The 13,604-nt window shown below is 62.4% G+C and carries 16 protein-coding genes and 1 pseudogene; 1 reads left to right on the top strand and 16 read right to left on the bottom strand.

From position 1 onward, the window contains the following. Positions 1-400: 400 nt before the first annotated feature. Complete coding sequence (locus C6W55_RS00475; RefSeq protein ID WP_015255292.1) at positions 401-643, bottom strand: hypothetical protein; 243 nt, start codon at positions 641-643, stop codon at positions 401-403. A gap of 178 nt (positions 644-821) precedes the next feature. Next, entirely contained in the window at positions 822-935 is a 114-nt protein-coding gene (locus C6W55_RS00470; protein WP_157373568.1) for an RbsD/FucU domain-containing protein, read from the bottom strand. A 57-nt stretch (positions 936-992) separates the two neighbouring features. Between C6W55_RS00470 and C6W55_RS00465 the strand changes: the two genes are divergently transcribed. Continuing rightward, positions 993-2,006, top strand: a complete 1,014-nt coding sequence (locus C6W55_RS00465; RefSeq protein ID WP_015255293.1) for a LacI family DNA-binding transcriptional regulator — start codon at positions 993-995, stop codon at positions 2,004-2,006. 39 nt (positions 2,007-2,045) lie between these two features. Here C6W55_RS00465 and C6W55_RS00460 read toward each other — a convergent pair. From C6W55_RS00460 to C6W55_RS00395, 14 genes and pseudogenes are all read right to left on the bottom strand, one after another. Next, positions 2,046-2,584: pseudogene (locus tag C6W55_RS00460) on the bottom strand (histidine phosphatase family protein). Continuing rightward, positions 2,581-2,973 (bottom strand): VOC family protein, encoded by a 393-nt coding sequence (locus C6W55_RS00455; RefSeq protein WP_286890763.1) that lies wholly within the window; start codon positions 2,971-2,973, stop codon positions 2,581-2,583. The pseudogene C6W55_RS00460 and the gene C6W55_RS00455 overlap by 4 nt, the downstream one beginning before the upstream one ends. Positions 2,974-3,173: 200 nt before the next feature. Next, a complete protein-coding gene (locus tag C6W55_RS00450) occupies positions 3,174-3,665 on the bottom strand; it encodes a DinB family protein (protein WP_286890760.1) in 492 nt (163 codons plus the stop codon). A gap of 45 nt (positions 3,666-3,710) precedes the next feature. Further along, entirely contained in the window at positions 3,711-4,886 is a 1,176-nt protein-coding gene (locus C6W55_RS00445) for an amidohydrolase (protein ID WP_286890758.1), read from the bottom strand. A 27-nt stretch (positions 4,887-4,913) separates the two neighbouring features. Further along, the gene (locus tag C6W55_RS00440; protein WP_286890755.1) at positions 4,914-5,942 is read right to left on the bottom strand and encodes an LLM class flavin-dependent oxidoreductase; all 1,029 of its coding nucleotides are present in this window, start codon (positions 5,940-5,942) and stop codon (positions 4,914-4,916) included. A gap of 19 nt (positions 5,943-5,961) precedes the next feature. Next, positions 5,962-6,708, bottom strand: coding sequence for an amino acid ABC transporter ATP-binding protein (locus C6W55_RS00435; protein ID WP_286890753.1), 747 nt, complete (start codon positions 6,706-6,708; stop codon positions 5,962-5,964). Further along, positions 6,705-7,415, bottom strand: a complete 711-nt coding sequence (locus C6W55_RS00430; RefSeq protein WP_286890751.1) for an amino acid ABC transporter permease — start codon at positions 7,413-7,415, stop codon at positions 6,705-6,707. Before C6W55_RS00430 ends, C6W55_RS00435 begins: the two co-directional genes overlap by 4 nt. After that, positions 7,412-8,185 carry an amino acid ABC transporter permease gene (locus tag C6W55_RS00425; protein ID WP_286890749.1) on the bottom strand — a complete coding sequence of 258 codons (774 nt, stop codon included), beginning with the start codon at positions 8,183-8,185 and terminating at the stop codon, positions 7,412-7,414. The genes C6W55_RS00430 and C6W55_RS00425 overlap by 4 nt, the downstream gene beginning before the upstream one ends. Positions 8,186-8,224: 39 nt before the next feature. Further along, the gene (locus C6W55_RS00420; protein WP_483316338.1) at positions 8,225-9,022 is read right to left on the bottom strand and encodes a transporter substrate-binding domain-containing protein; all 798 of its coding nucleotides are present in this window, start codon (positions 9,020-9,022) and stop codon (positions 8,225-8,227) included. Positions 9,023-9,030: 8 nt separating this feature from the next. After that, positions 9,031-9,573, bottom strand: coding sequence for a GNAT family N-acetyltransferase (locus tag C6W55_RS00415; protein ID WP_286890743.1), 543 nt, complete (start codon positions 9,571-9,573; stop codon positions 9,031-9,033). 132 nt (positions 9,574-9,705) lie between these two features. Continuing rightward, on the bottom strand, positions 9,706-10,590 hold the full coding sequence (locus tag C6W55_RS00410; protein WP_213486443.1) for a LysR family transcriptional regulator: 885 nt from the start codon (positions 10,588-10,590) through the stop codon (positions 9,706-9,708). A gap of 236 nt (positions 10,591-10,826) precedes the next feature. Further along, positions 10,827-11,384 carry an NADPH-dependent FMN reductase gene (ssuE, locus tag C6W55_RS00405; protein ID WP_286890737.1) on the bottom strand — a complete coding sequence of 186 codons (558 nt, stop codon included), beginning with the start codon at positions 11,382-11,384 and terminating at the stop codon, positions 10,827-10,829. Between the two features lie 36 nt (positions 11,385-11,420). Next, positions 11,421-12,761 carry an LLM class flavin-dependent oxidoreductase gene (locus tag C6W55_RS00400; RefSeq protein ID WP_286890771.1) on the bottom strand — a complete coding sequence of 447 codons (1,341 nt, stop codon included), beginning with the start codon at positions 12,759-12,761 and terminating at the stop codon, positions 11,421-11,423. Between the two features lie 77 nt (positions 12,762-12,838). Next, positions 12,839-13,604: IS1634 family transposase (locus C6W55_RS00395; protein WP_286890736.1), on the bottom strand; the 766-nt coding region annotated here is incomplete at its 5' end.

Genomic DNA, 13,604 nt, shown 5'->3' with positions numbered 1-13,604 from the left:
CCATGTACGCGGGGCTCGGCTTCCTCTTTTCCCTCTTGCGAGGCCTTTTTGACGACGCGGCAGGATTCACTTGATGTTACGGCCTGACATGTTGCTCGCCCTGTCTCTGACAGGTACTTCCGTCGATGCGCTCCTACGCACGGATTTCGCCGTACGCAGGCATCCTGGCTACACGGGGGCTTGGCCCCTCCCGTGGCCGGACTTTCACCGGCTAGAAGATACGTGCTTTCTGGGCACGCCGCACAAAAAAAGAGCCGCACGGCATGCGGCTCCAGCAGCATGGGGACAATGTCAAAAGGCAGCGGCAAAAACAAAAATCAGGACAAGAAGCACGTACAACAGCAGGACCAACAACCCGAGTCGGCTCACCCCTTCGGCTCCTTTCGCGGTTGGTGCGCTTCTATCTTATGCCGGCTGCTCCCAGTTGTTCTTCGCTGACCGGTCGGATGCGGCAACTGTGACGCTGTCCGTCTGCCAGGCGGCCTGTTCGTATGAGCCGATAGAAAGACGACCGCTTCTTCTCTTCCGTGCCGGCTTTCTCGCCGGCATCATCGGATGACGGCTGCGCCATCCACTCTTCATAACGCTTGAAGTCGATGCCGAGTTGCTCCATAATCCGCTTGACATCCAACGCGACCAACACAACAGGTTCCTCCAATCGGCTTGATGCTTTCAAGCGATGTCACACCTAATGTTGTCCCAACTGGTTCTATTGTATAAAGCCGATCAGGATAGCGTAAATAGGAAGTATTGTCGTATTTATGGGAAGTATTGTCGCTTGATGTCAATTGCGACCGGATCGTCGGCCCGGGCCGGGACTTTTATTCGATGACGACACCTTTCTCCAGAAAAAGATGGGCGTACAGTGCCGTTTCGCCGGTCGCAATGACCGCGCAAACCCGTTTGGCCCGCTCGCAGGAGCCGGTTGATGTCAACGCTTACAATCCGGTAATATAAATAAAAGTCAACGTGGTTAAGGAGCGGTCGCAGGAATGGTGACAATCTACGACATTGCCGCGAAGGCCAATGTGTCGGCCATGACCGTGTCCCGGGTCATCAACCAGCCGGAGCGCGTAAGCGAGAAGACTCGGGAGCGTGTGCTCAAGGTCATGGAGGAATTGCACTACGTGCCGAACGGCATGGCGCGCAGCCTCGTGTTGCAAGAGTCGAAAATCCTGTTCCTGCTCGTGACGGATATCCGCAATCCGTTCTATACGACGCTGGCCCGCGGCGCGGAGGATGCCGCGGCCGAGAACGGGTTCCGCCTGCTGTTCGGCAACAGCGACGAAAGCCCGGACAAGGAATCGAACTATGTCGAGACGATCCTGAAGACGCGCGTCGACGGGGCGCTGATCGCGCCTTCGGGCGACGCTTCGCTCCCGAGCCTGGAGCGGCTCCGGAAGCACAAGGTGCCGTTCGTGCTGCTCGACCGGGAAGTGCCCGGCATCGAATGCGACGTCGTGCTCGGCGACAGCATTTCCGGGGCACGGCAGCTCGTCGGGCATCTGGCGGAACTCGGCCACCGGCGGATCGCGCTGGTCAACGGCTCGCTGGCCGTCTCGAGTGCGCGGTACCGGCAGGAAGGCTATCGCGAAGCGCTCAAGACGTTCGGCCTGGCCTATGACGAGCGCTATGTGCTGGAGGCGGGATTCGGGCTCGAGCATGATCCGGCGGCCATCGAGGCATGGCTGAAGCGGCTCGATCCGCTGCCGACCGCCATTGTCGCCGGCAACAACGTGCTCGCGCTGCATGTCATCCGTCTGCTGCGGGCCCGCGGCATCCGGGTGCCGGAGCAGGTGTCGGTCGCCGGCTTCGACGATTTCGGCCCGTTCGCCGGCGCCGATCCGTTCGTCACCGTGGCCGCCCAGCAGGCATACCAGTTCGGTCATACCGGCATGCGGCTGCTCATCGAGCGGATCCGCGCGCGGGGCGAAGACCGCCCGCGGAAGCGGATCGTGCTGCCGACCGCCCTCATTCTGCGAAAATCGACGGCGCCTCCGGTTTGACCGCGGCGTGATCGCGGCGGTTCGGCACCGCGGCGTTCATCAGGCTTCCCGCAATCGTCTTATGCTGATCTCCCGCGTCCCATCGGCCTTGCGGAGCTCGTAGACGTCGGGGTTCGTGAGACTTTTCCATGCTTCATAGCCGAAGCGGTCATCGCATGCTTTCAGGATGAGCGCCATCAGGTTGCCGTGGGTTACCACGATGGTATTCGACTCCGGCCGCCGCCAGCATTCCTCGATGACGCCGGCCCCCCACTCCATCGCTTCCCGCGACGATTCGCCGCCCGGAAGTCTGGCCTCCATGTCGGTGAAGGATATCTTCAAATGTTCCATCCAATCGGGCAGCGGTTCCGTCGACAGCACCCGTTCGCTCAGGCGGCCGTCCGTTTCGATCGCGATTCCGCTTCTGGCGGCGTACGGTCGGATGGTTGCGATGGCGCGTTCGAACGGGCTGGTCACGATGCAGTCCCCGCGAAGAAGTCCGCCAGCCGCTCCGCCTGCGTCACGCCTTCTTCGGTGAGCGGCGCCTCCGGCTCCTGGCCGGCCGCCTTGCAATGCCTGACGAGATAGATCCGTTTCATTGCCGCTTGTCCGTCACCCGCTTTTCCATAAATTCAATCCGGTTGCCGTAGGGATCATGGATGTAGAAACGTCTGACGCCTTCTTCGGCCCTTGCGTCATCGTCCGTGATCTGCACGCCGCTTGCGAGCAGATGCCGGCGAAGCGCATCCAGATTCCGCACGTGAAAAGCCGGATGGGCCTTGACTGCCGGTACAAAATCCCGCTGCACGCCGATGTGCACCTGATGCGCGCCGCATTGGAACCAGACGCCGCCGCGTTTTTGCAGCGTTGCGGGCTTCGGAATCTCCTCCCAGCCCAATAAGCCGCCGAAAAACTTGCGCGCCGCCGCTTCGCAGCCTTCCGGAGCAGCCAGCTGGACATGGTCAAGACCGTCGAAACAGTAAGCCACGATCCCCCGCCTCCTGTGTTTCAATTAATGAAACTTTATTTCATATTGTGAAATTAATTGTAATGCAAATATTTCCTCCCGTCCATAACGGCATCTTCCGCCCGTGTCTGCATCTCTCTGTCAAACATTCGAGCCCCCTGGCGCAAAAAAACGGAGCAGGTTGTCCCTGCCCCGGTTCGTTTGTGCCGCTTCGGCATTCGTCAAGCTTTCGGCGCATGCAACCCCGCGGCCCGCTGCGCCTGTTTGATGCGGTCGATCTGGCCCAGGTGATGGTGCACGTGCCGGACGAAGCCCCGTATGAGGTCCGCGATGCTGACGGTCTCGCCCTTCGCGTTGACGCCCGTCTTCGCCAATTCCGCTTTGGTCAGCCGGCCGAGCAATTGCGCGTTGTAATGCAGCAGCGCCCCGTAAGCCGCCAGAATGTCCGCCGCCCCGGCCTCGTTCGCTTTCTGCCCGGCCACCCATGCGTCCTGGGCAAAAGCGGGCAGACGGGCCGCGTCTCCCGCCAGTATGGCGCGAATCCGAAACGACGTCACGATGCTGTGGTCGGCGAGGTGCGCGAGCACTTCCGTCACGCTCCATTTGCCGGGCGCCTCTTTCCAGCGCAGCGCTTCTCCGGACAGGCCGGCGATCGCCTCCTGCAGTTGTCCGAACGTATCCAGAAAAGCTTGAACATCCGCTTGTCCACTCAACTTGCATACCTCCTGTCGATGGGTCGGTTGGTTCCCGCCGGCGTGTCAGGATGCGCTCCGCGCATCCGCCAGGGCGCGTTCCGCGAGCGCCGCGAAGAAGGCGGCGGCCGGCGCCAGCGCGCGCTCGTCGACATCGAATTTCGGGTGATGCCATTCCTGCGGCCCGTTCGTTCCGACGAATACGAACAGCCCCGGCACCTGCTCCTGGTAGACCGCGAAGTCTTCCCCGGCCGCCGACGGGACGGGGACGACCGCCCGCAGGCCGAGCTCGGCCGCAACGGCCTCCGCGAGCTTGGCCAGCCGGGCATCGTTGTGGACCGGCGGCGGCCCTTCGATCCAGCGGATGGCCGCCCGTGCGCCGAAAGCGGAGGCGGTGCCCCGGACGACCTGCTCGAACCGCTCCCGCACGCGGGATCGCACCGACCGGTCGAAGGTGCGGATCGTGCCTTCGAACTCGGCCCGATCCGGGATGATGTTCCACTCGGTGCCGCCGTGCAGCTGCGTCACGCTGATGACGGCGCTCTGCAGCGGGCTGACGCTGCGGCTGATGATCGACTGCAGCGCCGTAACGATATGGGCGCTGGCCACGACCGGATCGATGCCCGCATCCGGAACGGCGGCATGGGAAGCGCGCCCTTCCACTTCGACGCGGAAGCCGTCCGCCGCGGCCATGAGCGGGCCTTCCTTGATGCCGAAGGCGCCGACCTGCAGGTCCGGCTTGTTGTGCAAGCCGAAGACGGCGCGGACATCGTCCAGCGCCCCGCTCGCGATCACGCGGCGCGCGCCGGACGCCTTCTCCTCGGCGGGCTGAAAGATCAGGCGCACGGTGCCGCGCAAGTCCGCCTCCCGCTCCTTCAGGAGCAGCGCGGCGCCGATGATCGCGGCCGTATGGAAGTCGTGGCCGCAGGCATGCATCCGGCCCGGGACTTCCGATGCGAAGGGGAGGCCCGTCTCCTCCTGGATCGGCAGTGCATCGATGTCGGCGCGGAGCGCCACGACGGGCCCTTCCCGCAGCCCGCCCACCTCGGCGATGACGCCGGTGCGCAGCGCATAGCGGCTCGCGATCCGGATGCCGGCCGCTTCCAGCCACCCGCGGATCCGCGCGGTCGTCTCGAATTCTTCATGTGACAATTCGGGATGGCGGTGCATTTCCCGCCGGATGGCGATGAGCCGCTGCGCCAGATGCTCCGCCGATCGTCCGGCCGGCGCGCGGCCGCTCATCGTTCCGCCCTCCCCGCGGCCTTGCGGTTACGTCGCAACCTGCCCCGCCTCCTTCAGCGCTTCGTGCAGCAGGACGAACGAGCGCAGCCGCTTCTCGAACGGCTTGATGTTCGTCGTGATCATGAACTCTTCCACACCGGTCGCCTCGCGCATTTCAAGCAGTTTCGCCAGCACGTGCTCCTTCGAGCCGGCGTAGACGACCGGTTCTTTCTCCTCGATCGTGTAAGGGATGCCGGCCTGGCGGCCGTAGTCTTGCGCCTGTTCGACCGAGCCGACGGTCACGGTCTGCCCGTTCGCCAGCCTCACCTTCACGATCCGGTGCGTCGGCACGAGCGACCGCGCCTCTTCATCCGTGTCGGCCGCGATCGCCGCGAGGGCGATGATCGCCTCGGCCCGCCCGCTTCCGGAAGGTGCGGGGCGGAAGCGCTGCTTGTAAATGCGCACGGCTTCCACCGCTTCGTCCTCGTCCCCGCCGATGAACAGCGAGAACACATACGGCAGTCCCAGCTCGGCGGCCAGCTCCGCGCTCTGGACGGTCGTGCCCAGCAGCCAGATCTCCGGCGGGACGCTCGGCACCGGGGTGGCGCGCAGCCCCGCCAGCGGATGGCCGTCCTGCAGCGGCCGTCCGCCGACATAACCGGCAAGCTCGAGGACCTTGTCCCGGTAATCCGGCTGCTCGGCCATGTACCGCTGCAGCGCCCGCGTGCTGCGCGGCAGCCCGCCCGGCCCGCGTCCGACGCCGAGGTCGACGCGGCCCGGCTCGAGCGACGCCAGCACATGAAAGTTTTCGGCCACCTTGTACGGGTTGTAATGCTGGAGCATGATGCCGCCCGAGCCGACGCGGATCCGTTCCGTCCGGGCCAGCAGATACGGAATGAGCGTCTCCGGCGATGAACCCGCGAGCTGCTCCGTGTCGTGATGTTCCGACACCCAGAACCGGACGAAACCGTGCCGGTCCGCCAACCCGGCCAGCTCGACGGTGTGCGCGAGCGCTTCGTCCGCGGTCTCGCCGGGATGGATCGGGCTCTGGTCGAGAATGCTGAGCTTGATCGTCATCCGGACAGCCTCCCAAATCTCAAATCGAATATTCCGGAGCGAGCCGCCTCAGAAACTGTTTCGTCCGCTCCTCCTTCGGCCTTGCGAACAGTTCGGCAGGCGAGCCCTCCTCCACGATGGCGCCGTCGTCCATGAAGACGACGCGGCTCGCCACGTCCTGGGCGAAGCCAAGCTCGTGCGTCACGATGATCATCGTGATCCCTTCCTCCGCGATCTGGCGGATCACGGCCAGCACTTCGCCCACCAGCTCGGGGTCCAGCGCCGACGTCGGCTCGTCGAACAGGATCACTTCCGGTTCCATAGCCAGCGCCCGGGCGATCCCGACGCGCTGCTGCTGGCCGCCGGACAGCCGGCTCGGGTAGGCATCCAGCTTGTCGCCGAGCCCGACCTTCTCCAGCAGCCGGACGCCGCGCTCCCGCGCCGCATCCTTCGGCATCTTCCGGACGACGACGAGCCCTTCCATCACGTTCTCGAGCGCCGTTTTGTGCCGGAACAGGTTGTACTGCTGGAACACCATGGCGGTCTTGAGGCGCAGCGCGTGGATCTCTTTTTTCGAAGCCTTGTGGCAGTTCACGTGAAGATCAGAGATGCGAATCTCGCCCGCGTCCGGCCGCTCCAGAAAATTGATGCACCGGAGCAGCGTCGTCTTCCCCGAGCCGCTCGGCCCGATGATCGCGACGACTTCGCCCTTGTTCACCTCAAGGCTGATGCCCCGCAGCACTTCGTCCTTGCCGAACAATTTGCGGATGCCGGTCAGCCGGATCATGCCACTCCCCCCTTGCGATACCGGTTGATGCGGCGCTCGATGGCCCCGCCCGCCCGCTCAAGCAGGATCGTCATCGCCCAGAAGAAGATCGCGGCCGCCAGATACGCCTCGAAAAACTTCCAGTTCGTCGACGCGACGATCTCCGCCTTGGCGTTGATGTCGACGACGGAGACGACGAACGCCAGCGTCGAGCCGTGCAGCATGCCGATGACGAAGTTGGTCAGGTTCGGCACGCTGGCCGCCAGCGCCTGGGGAAAAATGATCCGCCGGAGCGTCTGCATCGCCGTCATCCCGAGCGACAGCGCCGCTTCCCGCTGCCCTTTGTCCACCGCGAGGAGCCCGGACCGGATAATCTCGGAACAATAAGCCGATGCGGTGACCGAGAACGACAGATAGGCGAACCCGATCATCGGGATGCGCGCCGAATTCCAGCCGAGGCCGAAGTAGCCGGTCAGGCTGTCCACGATGAGCGTCAGCCCCGCGTAGATGACGAGCAGATGCACGAGCATCGGCGTGCCGCGGATCACCGTCACCCAGGCGGCCGCCATGCGTTGGAGCACCGGAACGCGGTAGACGCGGACGAGCGCAATTCCCGTTCCCGCCAGAAAGCCGCATCCGACCGAGACGGCCGTAATGGCGAGCGTCGTCGGCAGCGCTTCAAGCAGCTTCAGCAGCGCTTCCCATATAAATGAAGGATCCAGCTTCATGACGGCGAGCCTCCCTGCAGCCCGGACGCCAGCTTGCGAAGCGTCAGCCCCCTGCGCAGCCGAAACCGGCCGGAAGCCTCCCCGGGCAGTTCATGGCGCAACAGCCGCCGTTCGGCCGCAAGCAGCAGCTTCTCGAGGATGAACGCGACCGCGAGATAGATGAGGGCGAGGGCCAGGTACGCCTCGAGAAAATGCTGCGTAATCCGCGCGAGCGACTGCGCTTTGCCCGACATCTCCATGACGCCCAGCGTGAAGGCGAGCGACGTCTCCTTCAGCAAGGCGAGCGTCTGATTCGCGAGCACCGGCACCGCGATGGCGAGCGCCTGTGGCGCCGCGATGCGCAGGAACGCCTGGGGGCCGGTCATGCCGAGCGCATAGGCGGCTTCCACCTGGCCGCGGTCCACCGCCATGATGGCGCCCCGGATCGTCTCCGACACGAAGGCGCCCGTATGCAGCCCGTACGTCAGAATGACGAACACGAGAACCGGCGTGCGCGTGACGTCGATGTGCACCGTTTTCAGCAGCTCCGGCAGACCGTAGTAGATCAGGAACAACTGGATCAGGATCGGCGTGCCGCGGAAGAAGGAGGCGTAAGCGATCGACACCTGCTGCAGCACGGGTACCCGGTACAGCCGGGGCAAAGCCGCAATCAGCCCGAGCAGCAGACCCGACAGCAGCGATCCGGCGACAATCCCCAGCGTGAGCAGGAGCGTCGAAGCCAGCTTCGGCATGAACGAGAAAACGTAGCTGATGTCAAATGGCAGACCCATTCGTTGGCCTCGCTTTCTGCAGCGCGGACGAACCGGGCTTTAGTCTTCGTACGTGAAATCCTGGCCGAGCCATTCCTTGCTGAGCTTCGCCAGCGTGCCGTCCTTCCTCAGCTCGAGCAGCGCGGCGTCGATGTCGTCGGCGAGCTGCTGCGATTCGGGATCGTCCTTGCGGAAGATGAACAGGATTTCGGCTTCCGTAAGCGGCTTGCCGACCGTCTTGAGCTTGCCCTGCGGGTCGATGAGCGGCAGGGAGAAGTCCGCGCCGATCGCCGCATCCACGCGCCCCGTCGTGATCTGGGTCACGAGATCGTTCGCCCCGCCGTTGTTGTAGACGATCTCCAGCGCGCCGGGATGTTCCTTGTTGTAGTTCTCCAGAATTTGCGCCTGCGCGCTGGTGGCCGTCGCCAGAAACTTCTTGCCGTGCATGTCGTCCAGCGATTCGATCGGATCGGTGTTGTCCTTGGCGACAACGATGAAGTTCCGCCAATACGCGTAGGGCACTTTGTTGAACAGATATTTCTCCTCGCGCTCCGGATTTTTCTCGAACTCGTGCGCGCCAAAGTCGATTTTGCCCGTCTCCAGGCTGAGCAGGATGTTGCTGAAATCCATCGTCCGGAACTCGAATTCGTACTGCTCAAGCCGTGCGTCGAGCTGGCGGACGAGCTCCACGTCGAAACCGGTCAGCTTGCCGTTCTCGTCGATGAACGCGACTTTCGGAAACTGCGTGCCGGTGCCGACGATGATTTTCTTCACGCCTTCCTTGCTCTCTCCCGCGCTTGCGCCGCCGCAGCCGGCCGCCGAAAGCGCGGCAAGGATCAGCAAGATGACGGCTTTCATGGTGTTTCTCAACGGGATTCCCTCCTGTCGCCGCTCACCGAATGGACTTCGCCGAATTTGGCGGGGTTGAGAATTTTGCGGAGCAGGTGCATGATCCCGTCCCCGTTGCCCGGATCGAACGCGATGAATCGCTCGTAGCCGCGCCGCTCGTACATCGGCAAGAGCCACGGGTGTTTCTCGGCCGTCGCCAGGGTGACCGCCGGCGCTCCGAGCCGCCCCAGGACAACCTCCCGCTCCACATAAGCAAGCAGCCTCCCGCCGATGCCTTTGCCCTGGTAATCGGGGTGAACCGCAAACCATTTCAGGAACGGAAGGTCGGTCCAATGCCGGACTTCTTCCTTGCGGGACAGCGTAATCGTCGCCGCGATCCGTCCGTCGATTTCCAGCACGTAGCAGTCGTTCTCCGCGATATTGTCCCGCACGAGCGCCACGTCCGCATGCGCCGCCGGCCAATGCAGGTTCAGTTCGCGGATCAGGGCGTACGCTTCATGGATCACTTCCCGAACGCGCTCCGCGTCTTCCGTCCGCGCCAGCCGAATCGTCTCGCTCAATCGGCTTCCTCCTCTCCGCAGCGTCATACTCTCTTTTTCCTATCGTTTTAATGAGAATTGGGTTTGAGACAACTGTAACACGGCACCGGCCATGCCGCTAATAGACTTTGTCTATTCGTCGATTGCAAAAATTTAGGACGCCAGCGCTTCCTTCAGATCCACCGAGCGCAGCAGCCGGATGATCTCCTCATGTTCGCCGCTCAATGCGATCAGGTTCGTCTGCAGGGCGATGCCGGCGGTCTCCTCGATCTCGACCGGCTTGAGCCGCCCATCGGCAACCTCCTGGCGGACGGTGAGTCCGGGCAGGAAGCAGATGCCGGCCTTGCGCAACACCAGCTTCTTCGCCGTCTCCGCGTTGTCGGCATGATACACGATGTCGGGCGGCTGATCGAGCCCCTCGAACACGCGATGCAGCCGGAGCCAGTCCAGCGCTCCGCACTCGAAGAAGACGAGCGGCTGGCCGATGATGTCCCGGAGCGACGCCCGTCCCGAGCGCGCGAACGGATGATCGGCGTAGACGTACAGTTTGATCGGATCTTCGTGGAACAGAAACGACTGGAAAGCCGGATGCGCCGATTTGCGGACGAATGCAATGTCGATCTCCCGGTTGAGCAGCTTGGCCGTCAGATCCTCCGTCGGCGCCGTCGTCAGCTTGAACGTCAGCTCGGGGAATCTGGCCTTGATTACGGGAAGCAGCTCGGGGATCACGTAATTCGAGACCGAAGCCGTGCTGCCGATGCGCAGTTCGTTGGGGACGGCGGTTCTTTGCTGAAGCTGCAATTTGCCCTTCTGGAACGTCTGCAGAATCTTCTGCGCATAAGGCAGAAACTGCTTCCCCTGCTCCGTAAGGACGACTTGTTTCCCGAGCCGGTCGAACAGCTTGCAGTCCAGCTCCCGCTCCAGCGTCTGAATGCGCGCCGTCACCGACGGCTGCGACAGATAGAGCACCTCCGCCGCCTTGTTGAAGCTGCCGAAATGGTTGACATAGACGAACGCTTCGATGTTTTCCAGGTTCATGATCAGACGCCTCCCTCCTGTGTCGACCTGAATTCAATCTTTTCCTATATGTTAAATTGGAAATGTTTGTTTGTTATCGTAAGGCAAGATCGTCAGGTCTGTCAATTTGTTCCTTGCGTCACAGGGGCGGGGCATCGATTGAATTTTTCTATTCGTCGATAGAGAATTTTGAATTGCAAATGCATAAACCCGGCGCCGATCCGGCACCGGGTTTTCGCGATGCTTGCGGCAAGCGGCTACACGCGGACGGCGGCGTCCGCCGTCTCCCCCGCAAGCCTCGCCGCCGCCGCGTCGAGGCGCTCCCGCAATTCGTCCTGCAATTCGTAAATGACGCCTCCCGGCGTTTCCTTCCGCTCCACCTGCGTATCCAGCGCATAGACTTCGCCGGCGAACCGCCGCGCGCCGAGCGCGGACAGAACCGGCTTCAGCGCGAACTCAATCGCCAGCAGATGGGCGATCGTGCCGCCGATCATGACCGGCAGCACCGTCTTGCCTTCCAACCCTTTCTGCGGCAGGAGATCCAGGAACGTCTTGAGCAGGCCGGTATAGGATGCCTTGTACACCGGGCTGGCGACGATCACGGCATCGGCCCGCGCCACGCGCGCGTTCGCCTCCTGAACAGCCGGGCTGTCGAAACGGCCGAAGATCAAATCTTCCGCCGGCAGAGACGCGGCGGCGAGATGGTCGACGTCGACGCCGCGCGCGGCAAGCGTCGTCTCCAGATGGGAAATGATGCCGGCGAGTCGCGATTGCGGATTCGGACTGCCGGAGAGGATGAGAACCGTTTGGGCCATGCGTGTCCACTCCTTCTGTATCCATCATGGTCGGGATCAAACCTTGAGCGCTCTCGCGCGGGTATAGCGATTCTCCGGTACGGGCAGTCCGAGGTTGCCGCGCAGCGTGTCGCTCTCGTACTCCGTCCGGAACAGGCCGCGCGCCTGCAGAATCGGCACAACGTGGTCGACGAATTCCTCGAGACCCCGCGGCGTCGCGGCATGGATGATGAACCCGTCCGCCGCGCCGGTCTCGAACCACTCCTGAATCCGGTCGGCGACGGTTTCCGGCGTGCCGATGAAATTGCCGCGCGGCGTGGCCGTCCGCAGCGCGACTTCGCGGAGCGTCAGGTTCTGCTCCCTGGCGATGCGCTTGATCCGGTCCGTGTTCGCCTGGAAGCTGTTTTTCCCCAGATCGCCGATGTCCGGGAACGGCTCATCCAGCGGATACTGCGAGAAGTCGTGATGATCGAAGAAGCGGCCGAGATAATTGAGCGCCTCTTCCACCGTGACGAGCTCGGCGACTTCGCGGTACTTCCGCTCCGCCTCTTCCTCCGTGGAGCCGATGATCGGCCCGATGCCGGGGAAGATCAGCAATTCGTCCGGATTGCGCCCGAAGCCTGCCGCCCGCCGCTTGATGTCCTGATAGAACTCCCGCGCTTCCTCGATCGTCTCCTGCCCCGTAAAGACCGCGTCCGCCGCCCGGGAAGCGAAATTTCTCCCGGCTTCCGAAGATCCCGCCTGGAAGATGACCGGATGCCCCTGCTTCGAACGCTGGATATTGAGCGGCCCCTTGACCGAGAAAAACTCGCCTTCATGATTCAACGCGTGCATTTTGTCGGGATCGAAAAACTGCCCCGTCTCCTTGTTGCGGACGAAGGCATCGTCTTCCCACGAATCCCACAGCCCGCGCGTCACTTCGAGAAACTCCGCCGCAATCCGGTACCGCGTCGCATGATCCGGATGCTGTTTCCTGCCGTAGTTGAGCGCCGATCCTTCCAGCGGCGACGTGACGACGTTCCATCCCGCCCGGCCGCCGCTGATGTTGTCCAACGAACCGAACTGCCTCGCCACCGTGAACGGCTCGCTGTACGACGTCGACAGCGTCCCGACAAGTCCGATATGCGTGCTGACCGCCGCCAGGGCGCTCAGGATGGTGATCGGCTCGAATCGGTTGAGAAAATGGGGAATCGATTTTTCATTGATGTAGAGACCGTCCGCGATAAAGATGAAGTCGAGCTTCCCTTCCTCGGCTTTGCGCACCCATTGCTTGTACAGCCCGAAATTGACACTGGCGTCCGTAATCGCATCCGGATGGCGCCAGGTCGATGTACCGCCGCCCACCCCGTGCAGCAGCGCCCCGAGCTTCAGCTGTCGCTTTCCGCCCGAGTTCGACAGTTACTAGGTAAATGAAATACCCGCTATCCCTTGCGCTGTCTGGGTTGACGGGCATTTTTCTTAAGAAATTCGTGTATCTATGCTTTGGGTTGTATCTTTAGGAACTTTGGTGGAGCCTCAATCCCAAGCGTATCAAAGGTTTTTCGTTGTTTGGGTGTCAATTCCGTGCTCTGGTAGACGTCTCCGTTATTTGATGAAAAATGTCCAAGATGAATGCGATCGAGTTCCTTGCGTAATGCCGTCCAGGTCTCGCCGGTTTCTTCTTCGATGATGCGAACCAGCAGTAAAGCAAGCCAACAAAGCAGGATGTGGGCGCGAATGCGGTTTTCCAGCCGATGATACATCGGACGAAGCTCCAACGTGGTCTTTAGTGTTCGGAATGCGTCTTCCACATCAACCAGCTGCTTGTAGCCGAGGGCAACGTCCTCTGCAGAAAGCGTGTCATCCGATGTCCGGATGAGATACTTGCCGTCATATTTCTCTGCGTCACGGATCGCTTGCTTATCCAGCTTGAGTGTCCCGTCTTTCAGTTGACGCAAGTACTTTCCGTAGGTCGGATGCGTGCGCAATCGGCATGCGGCTTTCGTGTGCGCCTGGTTGCTTAACTGCTTGAGACCCTCCAGTTCCGCTTCCAAACGTTCGATTAGCTCTTTCCGGCGCAGACGATCCCGTTCGGCTTCTTTGGGATTATGCACGAGAACGTAGCGTTTTCTCGCCTCGCCGTCGCCGACGACGATATCCTTGACCTGCAAGTTCTCGCGCACGTGGTGGTACCGGCCTTTGCGGCTCATGGCAGCATCCGTCGTCTCTTTGCCGGATCGCATCTTCTCCCCGACGATATAA

Source organism: Thermobacillus sp. (genome assembly GCF_003390775.1).
Lineage (GTDB): Bacteria > Bacillota > Bacilli > Paenibacillales > Paenibacillaceae > Thermobacillus > Thermobacillus xylanilyticus.
Note: the sequence above shows the minus strand (reverse complement) of the source record. Positions and strands in the feature narration are given on the sequence as shown.